24 protein-coding genes are annotated in these 24,342 nt (G+C 68.2%); 14 read left to right on the top strand and 10 right to left on the bottom strand.

The genetic code is table 11. The features are described 5' to 3' along the window. Positions 1–151 precede the first annotated feature (151 nt). Positions 152–1,456 carry a lysophospholipid transporter LplT gene (gene lplT, locus A1D30_RS12320; RefSeq protein WP_063461019.1) on the bottom strand — a complete coding sequence of 435 codons (1,305 nt, stop codon included), beginning with the start codon at positions 1,454–1,456 and terminating at the stop codon, positions 152–154. A 157-nt stretch (positions 1,457–1,613) separates the two neighbouring features. On the opposite strand from lplT, the gene alr reads away from it, so the two are divergent. Both alr and A1D30_RS12310 read left to right on the top strand, forming a co-directional pair. After that, the gene (alr, locus tag A1D30_RS12315; protein ID WP_063461018.1) at positions 1,614–2,729 is read left to right on the top strand and encodes an alanine racemase; all 1,116 of its coding nucleotides are present in this window, start codon (positions 1,614–1,616) and stop codon (positions 2,727–2,729) included. Between the two features lie 135 nt (positions 2,730–2,864). Further along, on the top strand, positions 2,865–3,737 hold the full coding sequence (locus tag A1D30_RS12310; protein WP_063461017.1) for a hypothetical protein: 873 nt from the start codon (positions 2,865–2,867) through the stop codon (positions 3,735–3,737). 92 nt (positions 3,738–3,829) lie between these two features. Here the strand turns inward: A1D30_RS12310 and A1D30_RS12305 are convergent, their stop codons facing one another. Further along, a complete protein-coding gene (locus A1D30_RS12305) occupies positions 3,830–4,321 on the bottom strand; it encodes a MarR family transcriptional regulator (RefSeq protein ID WP_063461016.1) in 492 nt (163 codons plus the stop codon). Positions 4,322–4,392: 71 nt separating this feature from the next. Between A1D30_RS12305 and A1D30_RS12300 the strand changes: the two genes are divergently transcribed. Next, complete coding sequence (locus A1D30_RS12300) at positions 4,393–5,202, top strand: siderophore-interacting protein (RefSeq protein ID WP_063461015.1); 810 nt, start codon at positions 4,393–4,395, stop codon at positions 5,200–5,202. A 21-nt stretch (positions 5,203–5,223) separates the two neighbouring features. Here A1D30_RS12300 and A1D30_RS12295 read toward each other — a convergent pair whose 3' ends face one another. Further along, positions 5,224–6,111 (bottom strand): LysR family transcriptional regulator ArgP, encoded by an 888-nt coding sequence (locus A1D30_RS12295; protein ID WP_063461014.1) that lies wholly within the window; start codon positions 6,109–6,111, stop codon positions 5,224–5,226. Positions 6,112–6,188: 77 nt separating this feature from the next. Between A1D30_RS12295 and A1D30_RS12290 the strand changes: the two genes are divergently transcribed. Beyond that, on the top strand, positions 6,189–6,797 hold the full coding sequence (locus A1D30_RS12290; RefSeq protein WP_063461013.1) for a LysE/ArgO family amino acid transporter: 609 nt from the start codon (positions 6,189–6,191) through the stop codon (positions 6,795–6,797). Between the two features lie 85 nt (positions 6,798–6,882). Then, entirely contained in the window at positions 6,883–8,463 is a 1,581-nt protein-coding gene (locus A1D30_RS12285) for an ABC transporter substrate-binding protein (RefSeq protein WP_063461012.1), read from the top strand. A gap of 200 nt (positions 8,464–8,663) precedes the next feature. Here A1D30_RS12285 and A1D30_RS12280 read toward each other — a convergent pair whose 3' ends face one another. From A1D30_RS12280 to A1D30_RS12270, 3 genes are all read right to left on the bottom strand, one after another. Further along, the gene (locus A1D30_RS12280) at positions 8,664–9,287 is read right to left on the bottom strand and encodes a glutathione S-transferase family protein (protein ID WP_063461011.1); all 624 of its coding nucleotides are present in this window, start codon (positions 9,285–9,287) and stop codon (positions 8,664–8,666) included. 75 nt (positions 9,288–9,362) lie between these two features. Beyond that, positions 9,363–10,340, bottom strand: coding sequence for a 2-dehydropantoate 2-reductase (locus A1D30_RS12275; protein ID WP_063461010.1), 978 nt, complete (start codon positions 10,338–10,340; stop codon positions 9,363–9,365). A gap of 54 nt (positions 10,341–10,394) precedes the next feature. Then, positions 10,395–11,228 (bottom strand): HpcH/HpaI aldolase/citrate lyase family protein, encoded by an 834-nt coding sequence (locus tag A1D30_RS12270; protein WP_063461071.1) that lies wholly within the window; start codon positions 11,226–11,228, stop codon positions 10,395–10,397. Positions 11,229–11,398: 170 nt separating this feature from the next. Between A1D30_RS12270 and radA the strand changes: the two genes are divergently transcribed. The 7 genes from radA (at position 11,399) to A1D30_RS12235 (ending at position 17,572) form a co-directional block, all read left to right on the top strand. Continuing rightward, positions 11,399–12,778: a DNA repair protein RadA gene (gene radA, locus A1D30_RS12265; protein WP_063461009.1), complete on the top strand. Its 1,380-nt coding sequence runs from the start codon at positions 11,399–11,401 to the stop codon at positions 12,776–12,778. A gap of 49 nt (positions 12,779–12,827) precedes the next feature. Further along, positions 12,828–13,247: a hypothetical protein gene (locus A1D30_RS12260; protein ID WP_063461008.1), complete on the top strand. Its 420-nt coding sequence runs from the start codon at positions 12,828–12,830 to the stop codon at positions 13,245–13,247. Positions 13,248–13,362: 115 nt separating this feature from the next. Next, positions 13,363–14,301 carry a branched-chain amino acid transaminase gene (locus A1D30_RS12255; protein WP_063461007.1) on the top strand — a complete coding sequence of 313 codons (939 nt, stop codon included), beginning with the start codon at positions 13,363–13,365 and terminating at the stop codon, positions 14,299–14,301. 5 nt (positions 14,302–14,306) lie between these two features. After that, positions 14,307–14,510 carry a zinc-finger domain-containing protein gene (locus A1D30_RS12250; RefSeq protein ID WP_063461006.1) on the top strand — a complete coding sequence of 68 codons (204 nt, stop codon included), beginning with the start codon at positions 14,307–14,309 and terminating at the stop codon, positions 14,508–14,510. Between the two features lie 3 nt (positions 14,511–14,513). Beyond that, positions 14,514–15,329, top strand: coding sequence for a glycosyltransferase family 2 protein (locus A1D30_RS12245; RefSeq protein ID WP_063461005.1), 816 nt, complete (start codon positions 14,514–14,516; stop codon positions 15,327–15,329). Next, a complete protein-coding gene (locus A1D30_RS12240; RefSeq protein ID WP_063461004.1) occupies positions 15,329–16,582 on the top strand; it encodes an O-antigen ligase in 1,254 nt (417 codons plus the stop codon). The genes A1D30_RS12245 and A1D30_RS12240 overlap by 1 nt, the downstream gene beginning before the upstream one ends. A 15-nt stretch (positions 16,583–16,597) precedes the next feature. Next, a complete protein-coding gene (locus A1D30_RS12235; RefSeq protein WP_063461003.1) occupies positions 16,598–17,572 on the top strand; it encodes a glycosyltransferase in 975 nt (324 codons plus the stop codon). Positions 17,573–17,656: 84 nt separating this feature from the next. Here the strand turns inward: A1D30_RS12235 and A1D30_RS12230 are convergent, their stop codons facing one another. Together A1D30_RS12230 and A1D30_RS12225 are read right to left on the bottom strand one after the other, a co-directional pair. Then, entirely contained in the window at positions 17,657–18,754 is a 1,098-nt protein-coding gene (locus tag A1D30_RS12230) for a nitronate monooxygenase family protein (protein ID WP_063461002.1), read from the bottom strand. Positions 18,755–18,776: 22 nt separating this feature from the next. After that, on the bottom strand, positions 18,777–19,661 hold the full coding sequence (locus tag A1D30_RS12225; protein ID WP_063461001.1) for a LysR family transcriptional regulator: 885 nt from the start codon (positions 19,659–19,661) through the stop codon (positions 18,777–18,779). A 54-nt stretch (positions 19,662–19,715) separates the two neighbouring features. Here A1D30_RS12225 and A1D30_RS12220 point away from each other — a divergent pair, with 54 nt between their 5' ends. Then, positions 19,716–20,972: a YbfB/YjiJ family MFS transporter gene (locus A1D30_RS12220; protein WP_063461000.1), complete on the top strand. Its 1,257-nt coding sequence runs from the start codon at positions 19,716–19,718 to the stop codon at positions 20,970–20,972. Between the two features lie 27 nt (positions 20,973–20,999). Here A1D30_RS12220 and A1D30_RS12215 read toward each other — a convergent pair whose 3' ends face one another. Together A1D30_RS12215 and A1D30_RS12210 are read right to left on the bottom strand one after the other, a co-directional pair. After that, complete coding sequence (locus A1D30_RS12215) at positions 21,000–22,283, bottom strand: HAMP domain-containing sensor histidine kinase (RefSeq protein ID WP_063460999.1); 1,284 nt, start codon at positions 22,281–22,283, stop codon at positions 21,000–21,002. Between the two features lie 16 nt (positions 22,284–22,299). Next, a complete protein-coding gene (locus A1D30_RS12210; RefSeq protein ID WP_063460998.1) occupies positions 22,300–23,022 on the bottom strand; it encodes a response regulator transcription factor in 723 nt (240 codons plus the stop codon). Positions 23,023–23,638: 616 nt separating this feature from the next. Here A1D30_RS12210 and A1D30_RS12205 point away from each other — a divergent pair. Then, the gene (locus tag A1D30_RS12205) at positions 23,639–24,316 is read left to right on the top strand and encodes a response regulator transcription factor (RefSeq protein WP_109790950.1); all 678 of its coding nucleotides are present in this window, start codon (positions 23,639–23,641) and stop codon (positions 24,314–24,316) included. Positions 24,317–24,342 lie beyond the last annotated feature (26 nt).

Raw genomic sequence — 24,342 nt, 5'->3', positions numbered from 1 at the left:
GTAAGTGCTGATAGCTATGAAAATGATAGTAAATGGCGCAGCGCCAGAAACTGGCACACCGCCCTGTCAGCGCACCCGTGGAACTGGCTCTGCCAGGCCACCGGGTGCGTCCCCCTCCGGGGGAAGCGGCGCAGCCGCTCAGGGGGGCTTCTCAATGGTGTGTGTCGTGCCGCGCAATGTGCAGCAGGTGCTCCACCTCGTCGCGGTGCTGCACGCAGTTGTTCTGGTGCCAGCGCTGGATCAGCCACATCACGCCCGCCACCACCAGCCCAAAGGCCGTGATCGCGCCGAACACCGACAGCCCGAACTTGAGCGACAGGCTGTAGAACGCGCCCAGTGCCAGGATGCAGGCCTGCTCGTTGAAGTTCTGCACGGCAATCGAGCGGCCCGCGCCCATGAGGTTGTGGCCCCGGTGCTGCAGCAGCGCGTTCATGGGCACGACCAGGTAGCCGCCCAGGCCGCCCAGGATGATGAGGAAGGGGATGGCCACCCAGATGTTGCTGATGAACACCATCAGGATCAGCAGCAGCCCCATGGCAATGCCCAGCGGGATCACTTTGGTGGCCATGTCCAGGCGCATGCGCATCGAGGCCACCACCGCGCCCACGGCCGTGCCGATAGCCACCACGCCCGTGAGGGCCGAGGCCTGCGTGGTGTTGTAGCCCAGCGCCACGGCCGCCCAGGCCAGCACGATGAACTTGAGGTTGCCGCCCGCGCCCCAGAACAGCGTGGTGGTGGACAGCGAGATCTGGCCGAGCTTGTCGCGCCACAGGCGGCTGTTGCAGGCCCAGAAGTCGGGCAGCAGGCTCAGGGTGTTGGAGACGACGCTGCGCGCAGGGTCGGCACGCATCGGGCGCATTTCCACGCCGGTGTGCGGGATGCGGGTGTTGAACCAGGCGGCCACGGCATACACCACGATCAGTGCGGCAATGGCCGACTCGGCGGGTGTGTCCACGCCGGTGTCGATGAACGGAATATCGATACCCAGCAGCATGTGGGACATGTGCTGGCCCACCAGCTGCCCGCCGAACAGCACACCCAGGATGATGGAGGCGATGGTGAGCCCCTCGATCCAGCCATTGGCCTTGACCAGCTGCGACGCGGGCAGCAGCTCGGTCAGGATGCCGTACTTGGCGGGCGAGTAGGCCGCTGCGCCCAGGCCCACCACCGCGTAGGCAATCAGCGGGTGCGAGCCGAACAGCATCATCAGGCAGCCCACCACCTTGATGGCATTGCTGACGAACATCACCTTGCCTTTGGGCAGCGCATCGGCAAAAGCGCCCACGAAGGGCGCCAGCACCACATAGAACAGCGCAAACATGGGCACCAGGGCGGCGCGCTGCCACTCGGGGGCGCCCTCAGAGCGCAGGAGTTCCACGGCGGCCACGAAAAGTGCGTTGTCGGCCAGCGAGCTGAAAAACTGCGCCGACATGATGGTGTAGAAACCGCGCTTCATCGAATGGCTGGTGGGTGCATCAGTTGGGCTGATGCACTGTTAATTGTGAGTAACCGTAGCAGGGGACAGGCGGTTATATCACGCGGATAAACGGCTGCAGTGCCAGAATCCTGCAGGTATTCCCCGGTAGATTTYCCCGCCCCAACTGCTTCTTTCCATGCCCCGTCCCATCACCGCCACCATCCACACCGCCGCTTTGCACAACAACCTCGCGCGCGTGCGCCAGTCGGTGCCCGACGCCAAGGTGTGGGCGGTGGTCAAAGCCAACGCCTATGGCCACGGCATCGAACGCGTGTTCGAGGGCCTGCGCGGCGCCGACGGCTTTGCGCTGCTGGATCTGGCCGAGGCCGAACGCGTGCGCCACCTGGGCTGGCGCGGGCCCATCCTGCTGCTCGAAGGCGTGTTCGAGTCGCGCGACCTGGAGCTGTGCTCGCGCCTGGGCCTGTGGCATGCGGTGCACTGCGACGAGCAGATCGACATGCTGGCCGCGCACAAGACGCAGGTGCCGCACCGCGTGTTCCTCAAGATGAACTCGGGCATGAACCGCCTGGGCTTCACGCCCGAGCGCTACCGCGCCGCGTGGGCCCGGCTCAATGCGCTGCCGCAGGTGGACGAAATTTCGTTCATGACCCACTTCAGCGACGCCGATGGCCCCCGTGGCATCGCGCACCAGATGGCGGCCTTCACCGCCGCCGCGCAGGACCTGCCCGGCGAGCGCAGCCTGAGCAACAGCGCCGCCACGCTGCGCCACGCGCAGGATGCGGGTGTGCGCGCCGACTGGGTGCGTGCGGGCATCGTGGTGTACGGCAGCGCCCCCGACTTCCCCGAGCACAACGCCAGCCACTGGGGGTTGCAACCCACCATGACTTTGTCCACCCGCCTCATCGCCACCCAGCAACTGCAGGCGGGCGACACCGTGGGCTATGGCTCGCGCTTCACGGCCGATGCCCCGCTCACCATCGGCATCGCCGCCTGTGGCTACGCCGACGGCTACCCCCGCCACTGCGACACCGGCACGCCGGTGCTGGTGAACGGCTTGCGCACGCGCCTGGTGGGGCGGGTGAGCATGGACATGGTGACCGTGGACCTCACGCCCCTGCAGCAGGCCGGTGTGGCGGCGGGTTTCGGCAGCGAGGTCACGCTGTGGGGCCAGGCCAGCAATGGGGCCGTGCTGCCCATCGACGAGGTGGCGCAGGCCGCAGGCACCGTGGGCTACGAGCTGATGTGCGCCCTGGCCCAGCGCGTGCCGGTGGCGGTGGACGGCGTGGCCTGACGTCCACCCGCCCTCTCTGTGCCCCCGCGGTTCGCGCAGAAGTTCACGCAGTGGGCATAGGCTGCGCGCGGGGTGGCCGCAAACTGGTGTGAAATGGCGCCGTCTGTTCGCCACTTCGCGCACCGCGCTCCTTCCATGGCCCCACCCCGCAGCAACTCCTCTGGCTCCAAGAAAAAAAGCAGCTCCACCTGGCGCTCGGTGCGCATGCCGCACCACGGCGCAGTGGCGCGCGGCTTGCAGCAGCGCTACAGCCTGCGCTGGCACGGGTTGCTGATTGGCAGCTTCACGCTGCTGCTGATGTGGGCCACCTCGCACCTGCAGATGGTGCTGGGCGTGGATTCGCTGGCGCTGCGGTACCTGGTCACGCTGTCGGTGGGCTACGTCGGCTATCTGCTGGTGCTGCGCGCCTGGGCGGCGCGGCTGGTGCGGCGGGATGGGTCGTCGGGCGATGGCAGTGTGGAGTTGCCCGATATTTCATGGCCCAGCGGCAACGGCCCCTCGGGCGGAGGCCAGGTGCCCTTGCCGCGCACGGGCGGCGGGGACTTTGGGGGCGGTGGCGCCTCGGGAGATTTTGGCGGCAGCTGGGCGCAGGCCCTGCCCCGGGGCGGCTCCAGCACGGGCAGTGAGTCGGGCGCGCTGGGCGACCTGGCCAGTGGCGCCGCCGATGCCATTGGCAGCGCCGACGAAGGCGCCGTGGTGGTCGTGCCCGTGGTGGCCATCTTTCTTATCGGCGCGGCGCTGATCCTGGGCGCGGGATCGCTCGCCATGCTGTTCTTTGGCTGGGATGTGCTGCTCACGGTGGCGGTGGAGATTGCCTTCTCGGTGGCCACCGCGCGGGCCACCGTGGGCGTGGAGCGCGAGGGCTGGCTCAGCGCCGCTGTGCGCTTGACCTGGAAACCCCTGCTGGGCGCCCTGGTCTGCGCCGTGCTGCTGGGCGCCACCATCGACCACTTCCTGCCCCATGTGCAGTCGCTGCCCGAGGCGCTGCGCGTGATCCAGGGGCGGTGATTTGCTCTTTTTTTGATAGCTAACAGGGCATGTTGAACGCGCGCCAGGGGCGAAAAACTCTTCAAAAGTGTCTGAAATCCCCTGGGGCGCCTCTACCGGGAGGACCGGCCTGAGCCGTGGCCGCAGTCTTCGCCGGACTCCACGGGCGGCAGCGCATCCAGGTTGCTGCGCACCCGCGCCAGCAGGGCCAGCAGCTGCGCCTGGGTGGCGTCGTCGCAGCCCGCCAGCACCTGGGCCGACAGGGTTTGCCGCGCGGCCTGCAGCGCCTGGTACAGCGCCTGGCCCTCGGCGCTCAGCGTGAGGCACAGGCTGCGCCGGTCCTCGGCGTGGGGCTGGCGCTCCAGCCAACCCTTGTCCTGCAACAGGCCCAGCATGCGTGCCACCTGGGCCTTGTCGGCGCCGCTGTGGCGCACCAGCTCTTTCTGCGTGGCGCCGGGGTGGCGGCCGATGAAGTTCAGCGCGCGCACTTCGTTGAAGGTCAGGTCCGGGTGCACGGAGGTCATCGCGCGCACCATGCGCGCCCGGTAGGCGTGCATCAGGTCGTGCAGGGCTTCAAACACATCGGGGCGGGCGCGTGGGGGCATGGCGTGGCTATCGGTTGACAAAGTCAACTGAATGGCGGATGATTTGGTTGATTAAATCAACATTTTACGCCATGAACGCACCTCTGCCCCTGGCCGCCACGGCCCCCTCCCTCGCCATCGAGCGCATTCGCCACCCTTTGCAGGGCCGCCACCTCCAGGTGGTGCGCCGCACCCAGGTCAGCCCCGGCTTTGTGCGGCTGACCTTGGCCGGCCCGGAGCTGGCGGGGTTTGTGAGCGCCGGGTTTGACGACCACCTCAAGCTCATCCTTCCTGCGCCCGGGCAGGACCGCCCCACCTTGCCCACGCTGCAGGACGGCCGCCCGGTGTTCGACGGCCCACGCCCCACGCTGCGCGACTACACCCCCGCGCGTTTTGACGCCGCTGCGGGTGAGCTGGACATCGAAGTCGCCCTGCACGACGCAGGCCCCGCCACCGACTGGGCCGCCCGCGCCGCCGTGGGCCAGTGGGTGGGCATTGCCGGGCCGCGCGGCAGCATGGTGGTGCCCACCGGGTTTGACTGGCACTGGCTGCTGGGCGACGAAACCGCGCTGCCCGCCATCGCCCGCCGCCTGGCCGAGCTGCCCGCCAGCGCGGTGGCCACCGTGCGCATCCAGCTGGGCAACCCGGCCGACCAGCGCACGCTGGCGAGTGCGGCGCAGGTGGATCTGCAGTGGGTGAGCGCGCTGCCTGCCGCCGTCGAAGCCTTGGCACTGCCGCCCGGTGCGGGCTTTGTCTGGGCTGCGGGCGAACACAGCGACATGGCCGCCGTGCGCCGCGCAGTGCTGGCCAAGCCGGGTGTAGACCCGAAGCGCATGCGCATCTCCGCCTACTGGAAGCGCGGCGCTGCGGACCACCACGAAGACCTAGCGAACGCCGCGTAGTCGGCCCTCGCCGCCTTTCTCTCAGCGCAGCAGTGTCAGCGCCGCCGCTTTCTGCACCGCCTGGGTGACGTGCTGCAACGCCTGCACATTCAGGCGCCAGCACTGCCAGTACAGCGGCACATCCACCGGCTTGTTCGCAATCAGCTCGACCAGGGCACCGGTTGTCAGGTCGTCCTCCACCAGCGGGTCGGGCGTCATGCCCCAGCCCAGGCTGGCGCGGGTGGCTTTGACGAAGGCATGCGCCTCGGGCAGCCAGTGCACGGGCGGTGCGAGCTTGCGGCGCGTGATGCGGCCCACAAAACGCGCCTGCAGCGCATCCTTGCGGTTGAACACCAGCATGGGCGCCTGCGCCAGCGTGGTGGCGTTCACCCCTTGGGCAAAGTGGCGCTCCATGAACGCAGGGCTTGCGAGCGCGCGGTAGCGCAGCGTGCCCAGCGGCAGCACCTGGCAGCCCTGCACGGGCTGCGGGTCGGCCGTCACGGCGGCCATCACGCGGCCTTCGCGCAGCAGGTTGGCCGAGTGGTCCTGGTCTTCCACATGGATGTCGAAGGTGATGGCCTGCCCCTCGGCCGCCTGCGCCATGGCGTGGGGAAACCAGGTGGCCAGCGAGTCGGCATTCACCCCAATTGCCAGCCGCGTGGTGCTGTGCTGCCCGCCGCCAATGGTGGCCAGCGCGTCGGCCTCGCTCAGCGCCACCTCGCGCGCATGGCGGTACAGCGCCTGCCCGGCCTCGGTGGGCGTGCAGGGGGTGGCGCGGCGCACCAGCACCTGGCCCACACGTTCTTCCAATAGCTTGATGCGCTGGGACACCGCCGAGCGCGTGACATGCAGCACGGCCGCGGCGCGCTCGAAGCTGCCCTCGTCGATCACCGTGGCAAAGGCGTTGAGCTGGGAAGAGTCCAGTTGCATGGGTAGTTAGAGATTTTGACGGATCGTTAAAAAGTATAGCTGGCGTCAACTGGTGGCGGTCCCCACAATCCGCACCCATGGTCTCTACTGCCTTCGTTCACGGTTTCACTTCCACCGCCATGCTCATCATGGCCATTGGCGCGCAAAACGCATTTGTGCTGCGCCAGGGCCTGCGGCGCGAGCATGTGATGCCCGTGGTGCTGGTGTGTGCGCTGTCGGACGCGGTGCTGCTGCAGGTGGGCGTGTGGGGCATGGGCGGCGTGCTGCTGGCGCGGCCCGAGTGGGCGCAATTCATGCGCTGGGCGGGTGCGCTGTTCCTGTTGATGTATGCGGCGCAGACGGCTGCGCGGGCGCTGCGCCCAGGCCAGCTGCTGGTCGCCACCAGCGGCCCCGGCACCAGCCTGCGCACCACGCTGGCCACGGTGGTGGCGCTCACCTGGCTCAACCCGCATGTGTACCTGGACACCGTGGTTCTGCTGGGCACCATGGCCACGCCATACCCGGCCTGGGGGCGTGCGCTGTTTGCCGCAGGGGGCTCGCTGGCCAGCGCGTTGTGGTTCTTGTTGATTGGCCTGGGTGCCCGCTGGCTGGCGCCGCTGTTTGCCACCCCGGCAGCATGGCGGGTGCTGGATGGGGTGACGGCTACCACCATGCTGGTGCTGGCGGGGGTGATGGCTCTAAGCTAAGAACGATAAATTCGTTCCCTTGTGGTGCAGCTTGGGGGATAGTCAGGCTATTCAGCACTTTGGCCATCGCGTCCACTTCCCCTCCATGCGCTTCAAACACCTCCTGCTTGCCGCCGCCATCGCTGCGGCGCTGCCCCTGGCCGCCCAGTCCGCCACCTTCCGCTGGTCCCGCTCGGTAGATATTTCCACCTGGGACATCCACACCCAGAACGTGGGCGTGAACAACACCATGCACGGCGCGGTGTACGACACGCTGGTGGAATACAACAGCAAGACCTTCAAGCCCGAGCCGTCGCTCGCCACCGAGTGGAAACTCATCAAGCCCACGCAGCTGCGCCTGACCCTGCGCAAGGGCGTGAAGTTCAGCGACGGCAGCGAGTTCACGGCCGACGACGCCAAGTTCTCGCTGGAGCGGGCCAAGGCCAAGACTTCCAACTTCGCCGTCTACACGCAGGGCATCGACCGGGTCGAGAAGATCGATGCCTACACCATCGATATCCACTCCGACCTGCCCAACCCGGTGCTGGTGAACCAGCTCACCGAGCTGCGCATTCTGAGCAAGGCCTGGGCCGAGAAGAACAAGTCGGTCGAGCCCAAGGACATCAAGACCAAGGACGAAACCTTTGCCCACCGCAATGCGCTGGGCACCGGCCCCTACCAGCTCAAGCAGTGGACACCCGACCAGCGCGTGGTGCTGGAGCCCAACCCGCACTGGTGGGGCAAAGGCAAGTACCCCACCAACCTGACCGAGATCGTCTACACCCCCATCAAGGCCGATGCCACGCGCACGGCGGCGCTGCTGTCGGGTGAGGTGGACTTTGTGATCGACCCCAGCCTGCAAGACCTGGCGCGCATCAAGCAGACGCCCACCCTGCAGGTGCTGGAAGGGCCGGAGTACCGCACCATCTTCCTGGGCCTGGACCAGTTCCGCGACGAGCTGCCCGGCTCGGACGTGAAGGGCAAGAACCCGCTCAAGGACCTGCGCGTGCGCAAGGCGCTGTACCAGGCCATCGACATCCAGTCCATCCAGCGCGTGGTGCTGCGCGGCCTGGCCCAGCCCACGGGCACGCTGATCGCCAACCAGGTCAACGGCTGGACCAAGAAGGCCGACGTGCGCTACCCCTACGACCCCAAGGCCGCGCAAAAGCTGCTGGCCGACGCGGGCTACCCCAACGGGTTTGAAGTGGACTTTGCGTGCAGCGCGGGCCGCTACATCAACGACGAGCAACTGTGCCAGGCCATCACCGCGCACTGGGCCAAGGTGGGCGTGAAGGCCAAGCTGCGTTCGCTGCCGTTTGCCACCTACTTCCCGATGATCCAGCGCAACGAAGCCAGCATCTACCTGCTGGGCTGGGGTGTGCCCACGTTCGATGCGTTCTACAGCCTGCAGTCGCTGGTGCGCACAACGGGCGCGGGGGGCGATGGCAACTTCAACCTGGGCCGCTTCTCCGACCCGCAGATCGACGCCCTGGTCGAGCGCGTGAAGAAGGAAACCGACACCACCACACGCAACCAGCTGATCGAGCAGGCGCTGATCAAGGAACACGAGCTGGTGTCACACATTCCGCTCTACAACCAGGTGATTCCGTGGGCGGGGACGAAGAAGGTGGAGATCATCCACCGCGCCGACAACCGCATCGACTGGCGGTATTTGAAGGTGAATTGAGAGGGCCGAGCGGCGCTTGCACGACGGGCTGGCCCCGTTGGTGTACCCACCCCCACCCGTTCGGGCTGAGCTTGTCGAAGCCCTGCGCTGCGCTTCGACAAGCTCAGCGTGAACGGTGGTTGGGGAGGCTGGCATCGGCCTCCAAAAAAGCCCCGGTGCTTTGGACGCACCGGGGCTTTTTTGCGTCCGCAGGCGGCGTGTCAGGCCAGTGCGCGCTGCACCGCGGGCCTTTGCAGCATGCGCTGCGTGTGCGCAAACACCTTCGGGAACTGGGCAATGTCCACGCCATCGCTGTGCAGCCAAGTGCCGATGGTGAACAGGTAGCCGTCGGCCACGGTGTACTGCTCGCCCATCACCCACGGGCCCTGGTCCGCCTGCGGCAGGTAGTGGCTTTCGATGAGGTTGAAGCACTCCGTCATGTTCTGCGGCACCTTGCGTTGCATGGCGGTCTGGGCCTCGGGCTCATCCGCCCAGCGGCTGGCGCGGGGGCGGTGGGCATGGGCGATGTGTACGGTGGACGCGAGGTAGCTGTGGAACTCCTGCAGGCGCGCAAAACCATGCGCGTCCGCAGGGGCCAGGCGCGCTGCGGGAAAGCTCTGCGCCACATAGGCCAGCAGGGCGGGGGTTTCGGTCAGCGTGCCCTGTGGCGTGGCCAGCGCGGGCACGCGGCCCTTGGGGTTGACGGCGAGGTACTCGGGCGTGCGCTGCTGGCCTGCGGCGAAGTCCACGCGGATCAGTTCGTAGGCGGCGCCCGCTTCTTCCAACGCGATGCGCACGGCCTGCGCGCAGGTGCCGGGGGTGTAGTACAGCGTGAGTGTGGTCATGGCTAGTTTGCTATTAAATGTGTAGCTTATAAGGCAATAGGGCCGCGCGCAGACGGCCTTTTTGGCTTGAAGTTTTCAGTACAGGCCGCGCGTGCGCGCCATCAGGCGCACCAGGCCCAGCAGCGCGTCGGTGTGCGGGGTGGGCACGGCGGTGATCTGGCCCAGCTCGCGCACGGCACCCACCAGGGCGTCGATCTCCATGGGCTTGTTCGCTTCCACGTCCTGCAGCATCGAGGTCTTGAACGCGCCCAGCTTGCGCGTCACGGTATGGCGGTCTTCAGGCTGCTGGTCGATCGGCAGGCCCAGCTGGTCGCCAATGGCCTTGGCTTCGAGCATGACGTGCGACACAAACCCCCGCACCAGCTCGTCGTCCAGGATGCGGTCGGTGGTGGCGCCGGTGAGTGCGCTGATGGGGTTCATGGTGAGGTTGCCCCAGAGCTTGAACCAGATGTCCTTCTGGATGCGGTCGCTCACCTCCACCTCGATGCCGCCGCGCTGCAGCGTGTCGGCCAGGGCCTGCAGGCGTGCGCTGCGGTGGCCGCCCGGTTCGCCCACGATGAGGCGGTTGCCAAAGTGCTGCTTGACGAAGCCCGGCGCCTCCAGCGAGCAGCTGGTGTGCACCACGCTGCCCACCACATGGCGCGTGGGGATGGCGCTGGCGATCACACCGCCCGCGTCCACGGATTCGAGCGCATGGCCCTGCGCGGCGCCGCCAAAACCATCCAGAAACCACCAGGGCACGCCGTTCATGGCCGTGAGCACGATGGTGTCCGGCCCGATCAACGGGGCCATGGCGCGTGCCACCTCGGGCAGGCCGGGTGCCTTCACGGCCACCACCACCAGGTCTTGCACGCCCAGGGCTGCCGGGTCGGCTGCAGCCGTCACCGACACCTGGGCCACCGTGCCATCAGGGCGCCGCAGGCGCAGGCCGTCGGCCTGCAACGCTGCCAGCGTGGCGCCGCGTGCGACCAGGCTCACCGGGTGGCCCGCCTGTGCCAGGGCCATGCCCAGCCAGCCGCCAATGGCGCCCGCGCCGTAGATACATGCTTTCATGCTTGTCGATCCTTGCTTGTTCTGTATGTTGTCGGGAAGAGAAGAAGAGAAGGGCTAGTAGCCTGCGGGCCGTGGTGCGGCAGCGGCATCCGGGCCGGTGCGAAAGCGCGCCAGCAGATTCTGCGCAGCGCTGGTCAGCAGCATGGTGTCCACGCCCACGGCCACAAACAGCGCACCGGCCGCCAGCCACTGGCGCGCCTGGGCCTCGTTGGTGGCCAGGATGCCCGGTGCCTTGCCCGCGCGCAGGATGCGTGCAATGCCATCGTGGATGGCGGCCTGCACATCGGGGTGCCCCGGGTTGCCCGGGTGGCCCATCGAGGCCGACAGGTCGGCCGGGCCGATGAACACGCCGTCCACACCGGGCGTGGCAGCAATCGCATCCAGGTGGGCCATGGCTTCCACCGTCTCGGCCTGCACCAGCAGGCAGATCTGCTGGTTGGCCTCGTGCACATAGCGGGGGTAAGCCTGCCAGCGCGACGAGCGCGCCAGCGCGCTGCCCATGCCGCGCACGCCTTCGGGCGCATAGCGCGTGGCGCGCACCAGCTGCTGGGCCTGCTCGGGCGTGTCCACCATGGGCACCAGCAGGGTTTGTGCGCCGATGTCGAGGTACTGCTTGATGAGGGCCGTGTCGCCCACCGGCACCCGCGCAACGGCGTGGGACGCGCGCGCCCCCGGTGGCAGGGCGCTGCTGGCGCTGGCGATGGCCTGCAGCTGGTGCAGGATGGAGCGCAGGTCGTTGGGCGCATGTTCGCCATCGACCAGCAGCCAGTCGTAGCCGGTGCCTGCGAGGATCTCTGCGGTGTAGGCATCGGCCAGGCCCAGCCACAGGCCGATCTGTGCCTCGCCCTGGGCCAGGGCCTGCTTGAAGGAATTGGTGGGTGTGTGCATGGCGTGCATTCTTGCCGATGCCGGAGAAGCAAGTGGATGGATGGCCATCGTAGGGGCGCGGCGCCTGGGGTCTATAGGTGCTTGGTAGGGTGGGGGCCGATGGCCGGGCACCGGGCCTGCGCCGCTATAGTCGGCCACCCGCGCCTGTGCCCACCGACCATTCTCCTTTCATGGCCAAAGACAAAACCATCTTCACCTGCACCGAATGTGGCGGCACCAGCCCGCGCTGGCTGGGCAAATGCCCGGCCTGCGGCGCCTGGAACACGCTGATCGAGCAGGTGGCCGAGGCCGGGCCGGGCAAGAACCGCCTGAGCGCACCGCAAGGGTACGCGGGCCTGGCCCATGCGCAGCCCGTGATGCCGCTGGCCGCCATCGAAGCCCAGGACGTGGCCCGCACACCCAGCAGCATCGACGAGCTGGACCGCGTGCTGGGCGGCGGCATTGTGGAAGGGGGCGTGGTGCTCATCGGGGGCGACCCGGGCATTGGCAAATCGACCCTGCTGCTGCAGGCCATGGACGCACTGCAGCGCGCGGGCCTGCCCACGCTGTATGTGACGGGCGAGGAAAGTGGTGCCCAGGTGGCGCTGCGCTCGCGGCGCCTGGGCATCGAGGGCAGCCAGGTGAAGCTGCTGGCCGAGATCCAGCTTGAAAAAATTCTGGCGACGGTGGAGGCCACCCAACCGGCCGTGGTCGTGATCGACTCCATCCAGACCACCTATTCCGACCAGCTCACCAGCGCACCGGGCTCGGTCGCCCAGGTGCGCGAATGTGCGGCGCACCTCACGCGCATGGCCAAGGGCACAGGCATCGCCGTGATTCTGGTGGGCCATGTGACCAAGGAGGGCGCGCTGGCGGGCCCGCGTGTGCTGGAGCACATGGTGGACACGGTGCTGTACTTCGAAGGCGACACCCACAGCCAGTTCCGCCTGGTGCGCGCCATCAAGAACCGTTTTGGCGCGGTGAATGAGATCGGCGTGTTCGCCATGACCGAAAAGGGCCTCAAGGGCGTGAGCAACCCGAGCGCCATCTTCTTGAGCCAGCACTCCGAGCCCGTGCCCGGCAGCTGTGTGATGGTCACCCTGGAGGGCACGCGCCCCATGCTGGTCGAGATCCAGGCGCTGGTGGACAGCGGCGGCCCCAGCCCCCGGCGCCTGTCCGTGGGCCTGGACAAGGACCGCCTGGCCATGCTGCTGGCCGTGCTGCACCGCCACGCGGGCGTGGCCTGCATGGACCAGGATGTGTTTGTGAACGCCGTGGGCGGCGTGCGCATCAGCGAGCCTGCGGCCGACCTGGCCGTCATGCTGTCCATTACGTCCAGCCTGCGTGGCAAGCCACTGCCCAAGGGCTTCATCGCTTTTGGCGAGGTGGGGCTGGCTGGCGAGGTGCGGCCCGCACCGCGCGGCCAGGAGCGCCTGAAGGAAGCCGCCAAGCTGGGCTTCAGCGTGGCCGTGGTGCCCAAGGCCAATGCGCCCAAGAAGCCCATCGAGGGCCTCACCATCCACGCGGTGGAGCGGGTGGAGGAGGCGATGGACGTGGTGCGGGGCTTGTAAGCAATGCCCACAGCCCCACACGGTTGAGGCCGTAAGACAATCCCAGCCTATGAATCTGCGCAATATCCTGGTGCCCCTGGGGGCGGTGGCCCTGGTCGGGTTTGGTTTTACCGCCTACGGCTGGGCCGGTGTGGCGGCGGTGGTGGGCGGGCTGGTCATGTGGGCCCTGCTGCACTTCACGCGGCTGGTGAATGTGATGAAGAAGGCCGCCAAGCGGCCGATTGGCTATGTGGGCAGCGCCGTGATGCTCAATGCACGGCTGGCCGAGGGCGTGAACCTGATGCACGTGGTGGCCATGACGCAGGCGCTGGGCGAGCTGCGGTCTGCCGAAGGCGCGGATCCGGAGATCTACCGCTGGACCGATGGCACGCGCTCGCACGTGACCTGCGAGTTCCGCAAGGGCAAGCTGGTGACGTGGACGCTGGAGCGGCCCGAGGCGGATGCCGACACCCCGCCTCCGGCGGGATGACATCCCGGCCCTGAACCTGCGGGTTTGCTGCACTGCACCCTCGGGCGGCGGTTCCCGGTGGGCTGGGGGCCCGTAAAATCCCGGTTTTGCGACCCACAGCAACCAAAGGATTCCCATGAGCCCCGTAGTTCCCTCGATGGCCGACCGTGACGGCAAGATCTGGATGGACGGCCAGATGGTCGATTGGCGCGACGCCAAGATCCATGTGCTGACCCACACCCTGCACTACGGCTGCGGCGCCTTCGAAGGCGTGCGCGCCTACAACACGGCCAACGGCACGGCCATTTTCCGCCTCGAAGAGCACACCGACCGCCTGTTCAACAGCGCCAAGATCCTGCGCATGAAGATCCCGTTCACCAAGGAAGAAGTGAACGAGGCCCAGAAGGCCGTGGTGCGCGAAAACAAGCTCGAATCCTGCTATCTGCGCCCATTGACCTGGATCGGCTCGCAAAAGCTGGGTGTTTCGCCCAAGGGCAACCAGATCCACCTGATGGTCGCTGCCTGGGCCTGGGGTGCCTACCTGGGCGAAGAGGGTCTCAAGCGCGGCATCCGCGTCAAGACCAGCAGCTACACCCGCCACCACGTCAACATCACGATGACGCAGGCCAAGGCGGTGAGCAACTACACCAACTCCATCCTGGCCAACATGGAAGCGCTGGACGACGGCTACGACGAAGCCCTGCTGCTCGACAGCTCCGGCTTCGTGTCCGAGGGCGCGGGCGAGAACATCTTCGTGATCAAGAACGGCGTGATCTACACGCCCGACCTGTCGGCCGGGGCCCTGAACGGCATCACCCGCAACACCGTGTTCCACATCGCCAAGGACCTGGGCCTGGAGATCGTGCAAAAGCGCATCACGCGCGACGAGGTCTACATCGCCGACGAGGCCTTCTTCACCGGCACGGCCGCTGAAGTCACGCCCATTCGCGAACTCGACCGCATCGAGTTGGGCAGCGGTTCGCGCGGCCCGATCACCGAAAAAATCCAGAGCGCCTTCTTCGACATCGTGAACGGCCGCAATTCCAACTACGCCCACTGGCTCACCAAGGTCTGAAGAACATGTCGCAAGCTCCCGTTGAACTCCTGGCCAAAGACCTGAACGCTCAGGGCGGTGTTTTCTGCCCCAGCCCCAAGGCCGACATGAAGCTGTGGAACAGCCACCCCAAGGTGTATCTGGACGTGGCCCGCGCGGGCGAGGCCAAGTGCCCTTATTGCGGAACCGTCTATCGCCTGAAGGCGGGCGAGCATTTCCACGGTCATTGATTGATGCCCGTAGGAACCGGCGGCGCATCGGCGCCGCCCACGTTGACCGTGGCGGTGCTGACCCACAACGAGGCGCACCGCATTGAGGCCTGCCTGAAAAGCGCCGCGTTTGCCGACCAGCTCCTGGTGGTGGACAGCGGCAGCACGGACAACACCGTGGCCATCGCCCAGGGCCTGGGCGCGGAAGTCCACAGCCACCCCGACTGGCAGGGTTTTGCCGTGCAGCGCAATCGGCTGCTCGCGCATTCGCGCGGCGACTATGTGTTTTTTCTCGACGCCGACGAGGTGATGACGCCTGCGTTTGCGCAAGAGCTGCAGGCCATCGTGCGGTCGGGTGAGCAGGCCGTGTGGCGCATCCGCTGGCGCATGGTGGCCTACGGGCACGAACTGAAGTACTTCCGCTCGCAGTCGCAGATCGAGCGCCTGTTTGTGCGCGCGCTGGTCAAGGAGTTCACCGGGGTGGTGCACGAGCAGGCCGAACTGCATGCCCTGCCCGACGGCGGGGCGGTGCCGCGCCGGCTCATCCGAGCCCGCCTTCTGCACTATTCGCGCACCACGGTCCGGGGCAGCCTGGAAAAGCTCACGCAGTACGTGATGCTGGGCGCCGCCAAGCGCGCCGAAAAAGGCCAGCGCGGCGGCGTGCTGCGCGGCCTGGCGTCGGGGCTCTCCATGTTCCTGCGCCTGTATGTGTTCCGCCTGGGTTTCTTGTGTGGCGGGGCGGGGTTTCTGTACTGCCTGTTTGTGGCGCTGGAGGGCTTCTTTCGCTATGCCGCCCTGCACTATGACCGTGACTGCCTGACCGACAAGGTGATCCGTTGATGACCGCACAACGCTGGTGGAGGCGCAGCGCGAGCATCGGCGCCTTCTTGGTTCCTGGGCTGGCGCTGTGCGTGCCCTCGGGGTACTCCTATGGCGCGGCCTTGTTGCTGCTGGCCGCGCTGACCAGTGCCCCGGTGTGGTGGCGCCGCCCCGCGCCACGCGCCGCCTGGTGGCTGACGGCCGCGTTTTCCTGCATGGCCGCGCTGTGGCTGCTGGATGTGGGCGCTGCCTGGGGCTGGGGCAGCATGGACCGCCCGGTCAAGTACCTGCTGGCCCTGCCCTGCATCTTTTACCTGATGACCTTCCAGCCCCGCGCCTCGTGGCTGTGGATGGGCATTGCGGTGGGGGCTGTGGGCAGCGGGCTCGTGGGGCTCTACCAGACCTACGGCATGGGCCTGCCGCGTGCCAATGGCTTCACCAACGCCATTCAGTATGGCAACCTGAGCATGCTGCTGGCCGTGATGAGCGGCCTGCTGCTGGTGGCGCAGTGGCGGCGCTGGGTGCTGTGGCAGCGGCTGCTGCTGGCCAGCGCCGTGGCGCTGGGCGTGGCGGGGTCGGTGCTGTCGCAGTCGCGCGGCGGCTGGCTGGCGCTGGTGCTGTTGCTGCCGGTGTGTGCCTGGCTGCTGGTGCGCACCACCGGGCAGCGGCGCGTGTACTGGGGCCTGTCTGCGCTGGTGGTGGCGGCTGCGGCCCTGTCGCAGGTGCCGGCTGTGGAGCTGCGGGTGGACGAAGCCCGTCAGGAAGTGCAGACCTACCAGCAGCACGGCGACGGTCGCAGCTCGGTGGGCCAGCGCCTGGCGCACTGGGGCCTGGCCTGGCAGATGGGCTGGGACCGCCCGCTCACCGGCTGGGGCCGCGCGGGTTATGCCGAAGAGAAGGCCCGGCGCGTGGCGGCCGGGCAAGCGCACCCCGTGGTGCTCGAATTTGGCCACGCACACAACGAAATCCTGGACCTGTTTGCCAAGCGCGGCCTGCCCGGGGTGCTGCTGCTGCTGGCCTTCTATGGCATACCGCTGGCCATGTTCTGGCCCACGGCGCAGCGCATCCGCGACGCCCAGGGCAAGATGGACCGCGAATCGCTGTCACTGTGCCTGGTGGGCGTGCTGCTGCCGCTGTCGTACATCGGCTTTGGCCTCACGCAGGTGTTTCTGGCCCACAACAGCGGCAACATGTTCTACCTGTTCATGTGCCCGCTGGTGCTGGCCGCGCTGCACCAGCGCCGCGCGCGCCTGGGTTGCCCTCGCCCCCTCTGACGACAGGTACTTCCGATGCACATCCTGCTGGTCAACAACTCCCCCATCCCCGTCTATGGCTACGGGGGCACCGAGCGCGTGATCTGGGACCTGGGCAAGACCCTGGTGCAGCAGGGTCACCGCGTGAGCTACCTGGTGCCCGAGGGCTCGACCTGCGACTTTGGCCAGGTGCTCCCGATCCGGCCCGACGCGCCCTGGGAGGGCCAGATTCCGGCCGACGTGGACATCACACATTTCCAGTTCAACCCGCGCACCGAGCTGGCCAAGCCCTACCTGGTGACCGAACATGGCAACGCGCGCAAGCCCAAGCCGCTGCCGCGCAACACGGTGTTCCTCTCGCGCGACCATGCGGCGCGGTATGGCTCCAGCGAGTTTGTCTACAACGGGCTGGACTGGTCGGGCTACGGCCCGGTCGATTTCAGCCTGCCGCGCCCGCGCTACCACTTCCTGGGCAAGGCGGCCTGGGGCGTGAAGAACGTGCGCGGTGCCATCAAGGTGGCCAAGCTCGCGGGCGTGGAGCTGGACGTGCTGGGCGGTGACCGCATCAACTTCAAGCGCGGTTTCCGCTGGACGCTGTCGCGCAAGATCCACTTCCACGGCATGGTGGGCGGCACGCAGAAGACGGGCCTGCTCAACGCCTCGCGCGGGCTGATCTTTCCGGTGCGGTGGCACGAGCCTTTTGGGCTGGCGGTGATCGAGAGCCTGTACTTTGGCTGCCCGGTGTTTTCCACGCCCTACGGCGCGCTGCCCGAGCTGGTGCCCCTGCACTGCGGCGTGCTGTCGGCCGAAGCCGCCGTGCTGGCCGAAGCGGTGCGTAACAACCGCTTTGATGCCCGCGCCTGCCACCAGCATGTGGTGGAGCACTTTGGCGCCGAGCGCATGGCGCGCAACTACCTGCGCATGTATGAGCGCGTACTGGCGGGCGAAACCCTGAATGCGCAGGCGCCGGTCATCCAAGGCCCGGCGCGCGAGCTGCCCTGGAAAAACTGACAGGGCAGGGCCCAAAATTGTGGTCAAAATGGCCGTTTGCGCGCGATGGATAAGCGCAAGCAGCTATCAAACATATAGCAGACCTCAGGCGCTGGCCGCCTGCAGCTCCTGCGCCAGCACCGCCACCAGCGCGGCCGCAGGCATGGGGCGCACCTGGGCCACGCCCTGGCCTGCCCACAGCGACAGATGGTCGGCCCGGCCCGCCTGGGCCGCCACGCGGCGCAGCGCGCCCGTGAGCGCGTTCTGCACGGGGTAGGGCGGCACGCTGCGCTCGTCGGCCCGCAGGGCATCCATCATGGTGTTGACGATGCCCCGCGCCGGGCGGCCCGAAAAGATGCGCGTGGTGCGGGTGTCGGTGGGCCCGGCCTGCGTCAGCGCCTGGCGGTAGGCGGGGCCGATGGCCGACTCGGGGCAGGTCAGGAACGCCGTGCCCATCTGCACCGCCTGGGCGCCCAGGGCCAGCGCGCCCGCAATGGCGCGCCCGTCCATGATGCCGCCTGCCGCGATGATGGGCGTGGACGGCAGCGCGTCCGCACACTGGCGCACCAGCGTCAGCGTGCCCAGCATGCTGGCCTCGAAGTCGTCCACCGACGGCCCGGCCACGGGCGGCGCCTCGTGGCCGGGCGACAGGAAGGTGCCCCGGTGCCCGCCCGATTCCATGCCCGAGGCGCAGACCGCATCCGCCCCCACAGCGGCCCAGGCACGGGCCTCGGCCACGGTGGTGGCGGTGCCGATCACGGTGCTGCCCACGGCCTGCAGCCGCGCCACCTGCGCCGCCGAGAGGATGCCGAAGGTGAAGCTGGCCACGGCCGGGCGCGCGGCCACCAGGGCGTCGAACTGCGCGCCGAAGTCCTCGCACCACTGCGCGGGCCGCTCGGGCACCAGGCCGAATTCGGCATAGAACGGCGCCAGGCGCTGCAGCGCGGCCAGCACCGTGGCCTCGTCGGGCGTGGGCGTGGCCTGCACGAACAGGTTCATGCCAAAGGGCCGGTCGGTGCGGCGGCGCACCTCGGCGGCGGCTTCGGCCATGGCGGCGGGCGAGCGCATGCCGCAGCCCAGCATGCCCAGTCCACCCGCCTGGGACACGGCGGCCGCGAGCGCGGGTGTGTCGGAGCCCGTCATGGGGCCCTGGACGATGGGCAGCGCAAGGCCCAGGCGGGTGGTGAAGGGGGACGAAGGCATGGGCAACTCCTGGTGAGGTGGATCAGGCGATGGAAGGGGCCGGGCGGGGCGCGCTGGCCAACAGGGCTGCCCGCAGGGCCTGCAGCGCGGGCGACTGGTAGCTGCGCCGCGTGACCAGCACCGTGTCGCAGCTGCCCAGCGGCACCCACCGCAGGGCCGGGGGCTCGCGCATCAGGTCGATCACGGCCTGCGGCAGCACGCCCGCGCAGCGCCCGGCGGCCACGCAGGCCAGGATGGCGTGGTACGAGGCCAGCTCCAGCACGCGCGGCGGGCTGCCGTTCTTTTGCTGCAAGAAGGCCTCGCCCATGCGGCGGTAGGTGCAGCCGCTGCTGAACGCGGCCAGGGTGTCCAGTTGCAGATCCTGCGGCGTGTGCACGGGCGGGTGGTCGGCGGGCAGGGCCAGCAGCAGGGGTTCGGTGAACATGGCGGTGTGTTCCACGGGCGCGTCGGCGTCGATGCCCGGCGGCGGCCAGGCCACCAGCGCACAGTCGATCTGGTGGGCCAGCACCTGCTCCACCAGCTGGCGCGAGGGCGCGGTGGACAGCTCCAGCACCAGCCCTGGCCACTGCGCGTGCAGCTGCGCCAGCGGCTGGGGCAGGCGCGCGGCGGCCGTGCTCTCCATGGCGCCCAGGCGCAGGCGGCCGCCGGGCTCGTGGGGGTGCACCGACTGGCGGGCCTCCTCGGCCAGCGCCAGCAGGCGGTCGGCATAACCGCGCAGCGATTCGCCGGCAGGCGTGGGCACCATGCGCTTGCCCTCGCGCAGGAACAGTGTGGCGCCGAGTTGTTCTTCGAGCTGCTGCACGCGCGTGGTCACGTTGGACTGCACGCGGCCCAGCCGCTCGGCGGCGCGGGTCACGCTGCCTTCCTGCGCCACGGCGCGGAAAATCTCCAGTGCGGCAAGGTCCATGGATATTCTCTTTGTGAGATGATTTATGGAAAATATATCTCAAAAAAGAATCATATGCCCGAACCCGACCGCCTGGAACCTCCCACCGCTTTGCCCCTGTCGCAGCGCCCCTTGGCCGTGGCACTGGCGGGCATGGCCGCGCTGGCCGTGGCCATGGGCATCGGGCGGTTCGCGTTCACGCCACTGTTGCCCATGATGCTGCACGACGGTGTGGTGACGCTCGCAGGCGGCAGCTGGCTGGCCACGGCCAACTACCTGGGCTACCTGATCGGCGCGCTGGCCTGCATGGCCCTGCCCTGGGTGGCGCCGCGTGCACGGCAGCGGTGGCATGCGGTGCGCCTGGCGCGCTGGGGGCTGGCGGCCACGGTGCTGCTCACGCTGGGCATGGCACTGCCGTTGCCGGGTGCCTGGCCCGCGCTGCGCTTTGCGGCGGGCGTGGCCAGTGCGCTGGTGTTCCTCAATGTCTCGGTGTGGTGCATGGTGCGGCTGGTGGCGCTGGGCCATGCCGCACTGGGCGGGCTGATCTTTTGCGGGCCCGGGTTGGGCATTGTGCTCACGGGCTTGTCGGCCAGTGCCATGGTGGCCCTGGGCTGGCCCGCCGCCGCCGGGTGGGCGGTGTTTGGTGTGCTGAGCGTGGGCCTGTGCGCCACCATCTGGCCCGTGCTGCAAGGCCTGGCCTTGCCTGCCCCGGCGGCGGCGGCGCACACACCGGGCCTTGCCCTGCCGGGTCAGGGGCCGCTGGCGCGCACGGGGCTCACACTGGCTTATGGACTGGCGGGGCTGGGCTACATCGTCACGGCCACCTTCCTGCCCGTGATCGCGCGTGCCGCGCTGCCTGCGGGCTCGCCCTGGCCCGACCTGTTCTGGCCGCTGTTTGGCGCGGGCGTGGCGCTGGGGGCGCTGCTGTCCACGCGCACACCGGCCGCGTGGGACCGGCGCTGGCTGCTGATGGTGGCTTACTGGGTGCAGGCCGGGGCCATCGCGCTCAGCCTGGTGTGGCCGGGGCCGCTGGGTTTTGCGCTGGGCAGCTTGTTGCTGGGCCTGCCGTTCACCGCCATCACCTTCTATGCCTTGCAAGAGGCGCGGCGGGTGTGGCCCGCAGCGGGCGACAGCTTTCCGGGCCTGCTCACCGCCGCCTATGGCATCGGCCAGATCGTGGGCCCGCCCATGGTGGCCTGGATGCTGCACCACGCGGCGACGCAGGGCCAGGGGTTTGTGTATGGGCTGGCCGTGGCGGCGGCGGCGCTGGGGGTGGGCGCAGTGGTGTACGCGGCCATGGCTTGGCGCTGGCCGCTGGTCAGCAGCCGCTGAACGTTCAAGGCGCGCAGGGCGCCCGGGTCAGTGGACCGCCGTGCTGGTGGTGGCTGCCACCGGCGCCAGCGGCAGGGTCAGCACAAAACAGGCGCCGTGCTCGCCATCGAGCCGGTCCTGGCAGTGCACGGTGCCCTGGTGGCGCCCGGCGATCGAGCGCACCAATGACAGCCCCAGTCCCACGCCACCCGCACGCTCGCTGGCGCCCGGCAGGCGGTAGAAGGGCTCGAAGATGCGCTCGCGCTGGCTGGGCGGCACGCCCGGGCCGTGGTCGCACACATGCACCTCGGCGCGGCCCTGGCGGCGGTGCACCACCACCGTGATCTCGCCGGTGCTGTAGCGGCGCGCGTTTTCCAGCAGGTTGCGCAGGGCCCGGCGCAGCAGCTTGGCCACGCCGCGCACCTCCAGCGAATCGGGGCTGGCGCTCACGTCCAAGTCTGCGTCCACCCGGGCGCATTCCTCGGCAGCCAGGCCAATCAGGTCCACCAGCTCCACCGTGCCCACATCGGCCTCGCGCGCATCCAGGCGGCTGGCCAGCAGGATCTCGTCCACCAGCTGGTCCAGCTCGGCGATGTTGCGCAAAATCTCGGCGCGGAATGCGGGCGAGGGCTGCTGCCCGCCCATCAGCTCCAGCCCCATGCGGATGCGGGTGAGCGGCGAGCGCAGCTCGTGCGAGGCATTGGCCAGCAGCGACTTGTGCGATTTGACGAGTGTTTCCACCCGCTCGGCGGCCGCGTTGAACTGGCGCGCCAGGTCGGCCACCTCGTCCTGCCCCTGCTCGGGCACCCGCACCGACAGGTCGCCTTCGCCAAACTTCTGCACGCTGCGCTGCAGGGCTTCGAGCCGCTGCGTAAGGCGCCGGATGATGGGGTACACCCCCACGGCCACCGCCAGGCTCACGATGCCCAACAGCCACAAGAAACCAAACGGCGGGCGCGTCCAGAACGCGGCCCAGCCCTGGTTGGGCCCGCCGCCACCGGGTCGCCCGCCCGCCCACTCGCCGCGTGGCTGGCGGGGCGCCATCTGCAGGGTGAAGGTCTGGCCGGTGTCGGTTTCGATGCGGAATTCCACGCCCTCGCCGGGCTCGGCAGGCTGGCGCGTGGCCATGCCGCGCAGCAGCAGCTGGCCCGAGGGGTCGCGCAGCGCCATCTCGCGCGAAGGTGGCACAAAAGGCTGGTTGGTCTGTGCCTTCTGCTCCTCGGCCATGCGCCAGGCCCAGCCCACGGTCAGGGTCAGCACGGCGATGCCCGCGACCACGGCCAGCCAGATGCGCAGGTACAGGCGGCGGGAGAAGGGGGTGGACAGGGACATCCTTTGCCGAGGTCCGTCAGTCTTGTTGTTTTGCAAAGACATAGCCCACACCCCGCACCGTGAGGATGCGGCGCGGGTTCTTGGCGTCCTGCTCAATGGCGGCACGGATGCGGCCCATGTGCACGTCGATGCTGCGGTCAAACGCCTCCAGCTCGCGGCCGCGCACGGCCTCCATGATCTGGTCGCGCGTGAGCACGCGGCCCGCGCGCTCGGCCAGGGCCACCAGCAGGTCGAACTGGTACGAGGTGAGGTCGGCCAGCTCGCCGCCCACGGTCACGGTGCGCGCGTCGCGGTCGATCTCCAGCGTGCCGAAGCGCAGCACCTGGGTGGCGGCTGCCGCGTTGCCGCCATCGGTGCGGCGGCGCAGGATGGCGCGGATGCGGGCCAGCAGTTCGCGCGGTTCAAAAGGCTTGGGCAGGTAGTCGTCGGCGCCCAGTTCCAGGCCAATGATGCGGTCCATGGGGTCGCCCTTGGCGGTGAGCATGAGCACCGGCACCTGGGCCGCGTGGCCCTGCAGCGAGCGGATGCGGCGGCACACCTCCAGCCCGTCCATGTCGGGCAGCATCAGGTCCAGGATCACCAGATCGGGCAGCGGCCCCGCGTCCGGCCCCTGCAGCTGCGCCAGGCCACTTTTGCCATCGGCACGGTGCGTGACCTGCAGGCCCGACTGGCCCAGGTACTCGCCCACCATCTGCGCGAGGCGGGCATCGTCTTCGATCATCAGCAGTTGGGAACTCATGGGGGCAGTGTAGTGAGAACAGGGTCTAAGGTGCCAGACAGGGCTCCATGCTCGTGGGCAGGCGTCTCTCCGTGTTGAAGCCTCCGTAAAGTTGCCGTAAACCGGTTCTTGTCTGAGGGTTCGGGATGCTATAAAAATAATAGCTATATGTGCTTTGCCATCAGGCGATAGGGCCTGATTTTTCTCGATGTTCGCCCCAAACCTCGACAGACTTGTGGAGGAGAACTGCGGACACACCATGGCCAAGTCCTCCAGCCGTAGGTTGGGGCTTGCTTTTTCGGCGCAGGTACACCGGGCGTCGGGTAATGGCTTGGGTGCGCCTGCTGCCAGGGCATCGACGCTGTGGTCCGGGCGGACGGCGCGTGGTCTGCCATCTAGAAAACGGGGGGTGTGCATCCCCTGAATTGGGGATGTCTCGCTCCTTGTGTGCCCTGTGCTTTGCCTCTACGCTCGGAGCTATGCAAACTGCTTTCACCACACCCACAGACGAGAACCGTGCCCTGAAAGATGGGGCGGGGGTTTGGTGTGCCGGGTGCCTGCGCGCTGTCCAGGCTCCATTGAGCGCGGGAACGAACGGAACCATACGCTCCAAGGCCGACATTCCGGGGCCCGCATGATGCCTTCAAGGCTCCGCACTGCCCCGCAGGAACCCGTGGTTTCGGTCGCTTTGGTCGAGGACGACCCGCGCACGCGCGAGCGCCTTGTGCAGGCGCTTGCACGCGCGGAACGGCTGTGTCTGGCCTACGCGGGTGCCACGGTGGTCGAAATGGTGGCTTGGCTGCGCCAGAACAGCGTCGATGTCCTTCTGGTGGACCTGGGCTTGCCGGATGGGTCGGGTCTGGAGGTGATCCGCGAGTGCCAGAAGCTGTCGCGAGGGACCGAGATCATGGTGATCACCATGTTCGGGGATGAGGCCAACATGATGCGCGCCTTCGAGGCGGGCGCGCGCGGCTACTTGCTGAAGGACGGAACGGAAGACGATCTGGCTGAACATGTGCTGAGCCTGAATGCGGGGGGGTCCCCGATGACCCCCATCATCGCGCGGCAGCTGCTGGCCCGTCTGTCCCCCGCGCCGCTGCGGCAAGGCGCACTGCCCGCCGCCGAAGCGCTGACCGCGCGAGAGCGAGACATCCTGGCCAAGCTCGCGCGGGGCTACACCTATTCGGAAACCGCCGAGATTCTGGGTATCGCAGCGTCTACGGTCCAGTCGCATGTCAAGAACATCTACAGCAAGCTGGCTGTCCATTCAAAGACCGAAGCGATCTATGAAGCACGGCAGCTGGGGCTTTTGTAGGCACGTGTTTCTCCGGTTTTTCTGGG

This window comes from Acidovorax sp. GW101-3H11, assembly GCF_001633105.1.
In the GTDB taxonomy this organism is placed as follows: Bacteria; Pseudomonadota; Gammaproteobacteria; order Burkholderiales; family Burkholderiaceae_C; genus Acidovorax.
The sequence above is the reverse complement of the archived record's forward strand: the minus strand, read 5'-3'. Positions and strand labels throughout refer to the sequence as shown.

Excerpts from the sequence above, each read along its gene's own strand:
- alr (WP_063461018.1), top strand. The coding sequence starts at position 1,614 with ATGCCCCGTCCCATCACCGCCACCATCCACACCGCCGCTTTGCACAAC.
- A1D30_RS12300 (WP_063461015.1), top strand. The coding sequence starts at position 4,393 with ATGAACGCACCTCTGCCCCTGGCCGCCACGGCCCCCTCCCTCGCCATC.
- A1D30_RS12215 (WP_063460999.1), bottom strand. The coding sequence starts at position 22,283 with ATGTCCCTGTCCACCCCCTTCTCCCGCCGCCTGTACCTGCGCATCTGG.
- A1D30_RS12210 (WP_063460998.1), bottom strand. The coding sequence starts at position 23,022 with ATGAGTTCCCAACTGCTGATGATCGAAGACGATGCCCGCCTCGCGCAG.
- A1D30_RS12290 (WP_063461013.1), top strand. The coding sequence starts at position 6,189 with ATGGTCTCTACTGCCTTCGTTCACGGTTTCACTTCCACCGCCATGCTC.
- A1D30_RS12310 (WP_063461017.1), top strand. The coding sequence starts at position 2,865 with ATGGCCCCACCCCGCAGCAACTCCTCTGGCTCCAAGAAAAAAAGCAGC.
- A1D30_RS12255 (WP_063461007.1), top strand. The coding sequence starts at position 13,363 with ATGAGCCCCGTAGTTCCCTCGATGGCCGACCGTGACGGCAAGATCTGG.
- radA (WP_063461009.1), top strand. The coding sequence starts at position 11,399 with ATGGCCAAAGACAAAACCATCTTCACCTGCACCGAATGTGGCGGCACC.
- A1D30_RS12230 (WP_063461002.1), bottom strand. The coding sequence starts at position 18,754 with ATGCCTTCGTCCCCCTTCACCACCCGCCTGGGCCTTGCGCTGCCCATC.
- A1D30_RS12205 (WP_109790950.1), top strand. The coding sequence starts at position 23,639 with ATGCCTTCAAGGCTCCGCACTGCCCCGCAGGAACCCGTGGTTTCGGTC.
- A1D30_RS12245 (WP_063461005.1), top strand. The coding sequence starts at position 14,514 with ATGCCCGTAGGAACCGGCGGCGCATCGGCGCCGCCCACGTTGACCGTG.
- A1D30_RS12305 (WP_063461016.1), bottom strand. The coding sequence starts at position 4,321 with ATGCCCCCACGCGCCCGCCCCGATGTGTTTGAAGCCCTGCACGACCTG.
- A1D30_RS12280 (WP_063461011.1), bottom strand. The coding sequence starts at position 9,287 with ATGACCACACTCACGCTGTACTACACCCCCGGCACCTGCGCGCAGGCC.
- A1D30_RS12250 (WP_063461006.1), top strand. The coding sequence starts at position 14,307 with ATGTCGCAAGCTCCCGTTGAACTCCTGGCCAAAGACCTGAACGCTCAG.
- A1D30_RS12220 (WP_063461000.1), top strand. The coding sequence starts at position 19,716 with ATGCCCGAACCCGACCGCCTGGAACCTCCCACCGCTTTGCCCCTGTCG.
- A1D30_RS12240 (WP_063461004.1), top strand. The coding sequence starts at position 15,329 with ATGACCGCACAACGCTGGTGGAGGCGCAGCGCGAGCATCGGCGCCTTC.
- A1D30_RS12285 (WP_063461012.1), top strand. The coding sequence starts at position 6,883 with ATGCGCTTCAAACACCTCCTGCTTGCCGCCGCCATCGCTGCGGCGCTG.
- A1D30_RS12295 (WP_063461014.1), bottom strand. The coding sequence starts at position 6,111 with ATGCAACTGGACTCTTCCCAGCTCAACGCCTTTGCCACGGTGATCGAC.
- A1D30_RS12270 (WP_063461071.1), bottom strand. The coding sequence starts at position 11,228 with ATGCACACACCCACCAATTCCTTCAAGCAGGCCCTGGCCCAGGGCGAG.
- A1D30_RS12275 (WP_063461010.1), bottom strand. The coding sequence starts at position 10,340 with ATGAAAGCATGTATCTACGGCGCGGGCGCCATTGGCGGCTGGCTGGGC.
- A1D30_RS12260 (WP_063461008.1), top strand. The coding sequence starts at position 12,828 with ATGAATCTGCGCAATATCCTGGTGCCCCTGGGGGCGGTGGCCCTGGTC.
- lplT (WP_063461019.1), bottom strand. The coding sequence starts at position 1,456 with ATGAAGCGCGGTTTCTACACCATCATGTCGGCGCAGTTTTTCAGCTCG.
- A1D30_RS12235 (WP_063461003.1), top strand. The coding sequence starts at position 16,598 with ATGCACATCCTGCTGGTCAACAACTCCCCCATCCCCGTCTATGGCTAC.
- A1D30_RS12225 (WP_063461001.1), bottom strand. The coding sequence starts at position 19,661 with ATGGACCTTGCCGCACTGGAGATTTTCCGCGCCGTGGCGCAGGAAGGC.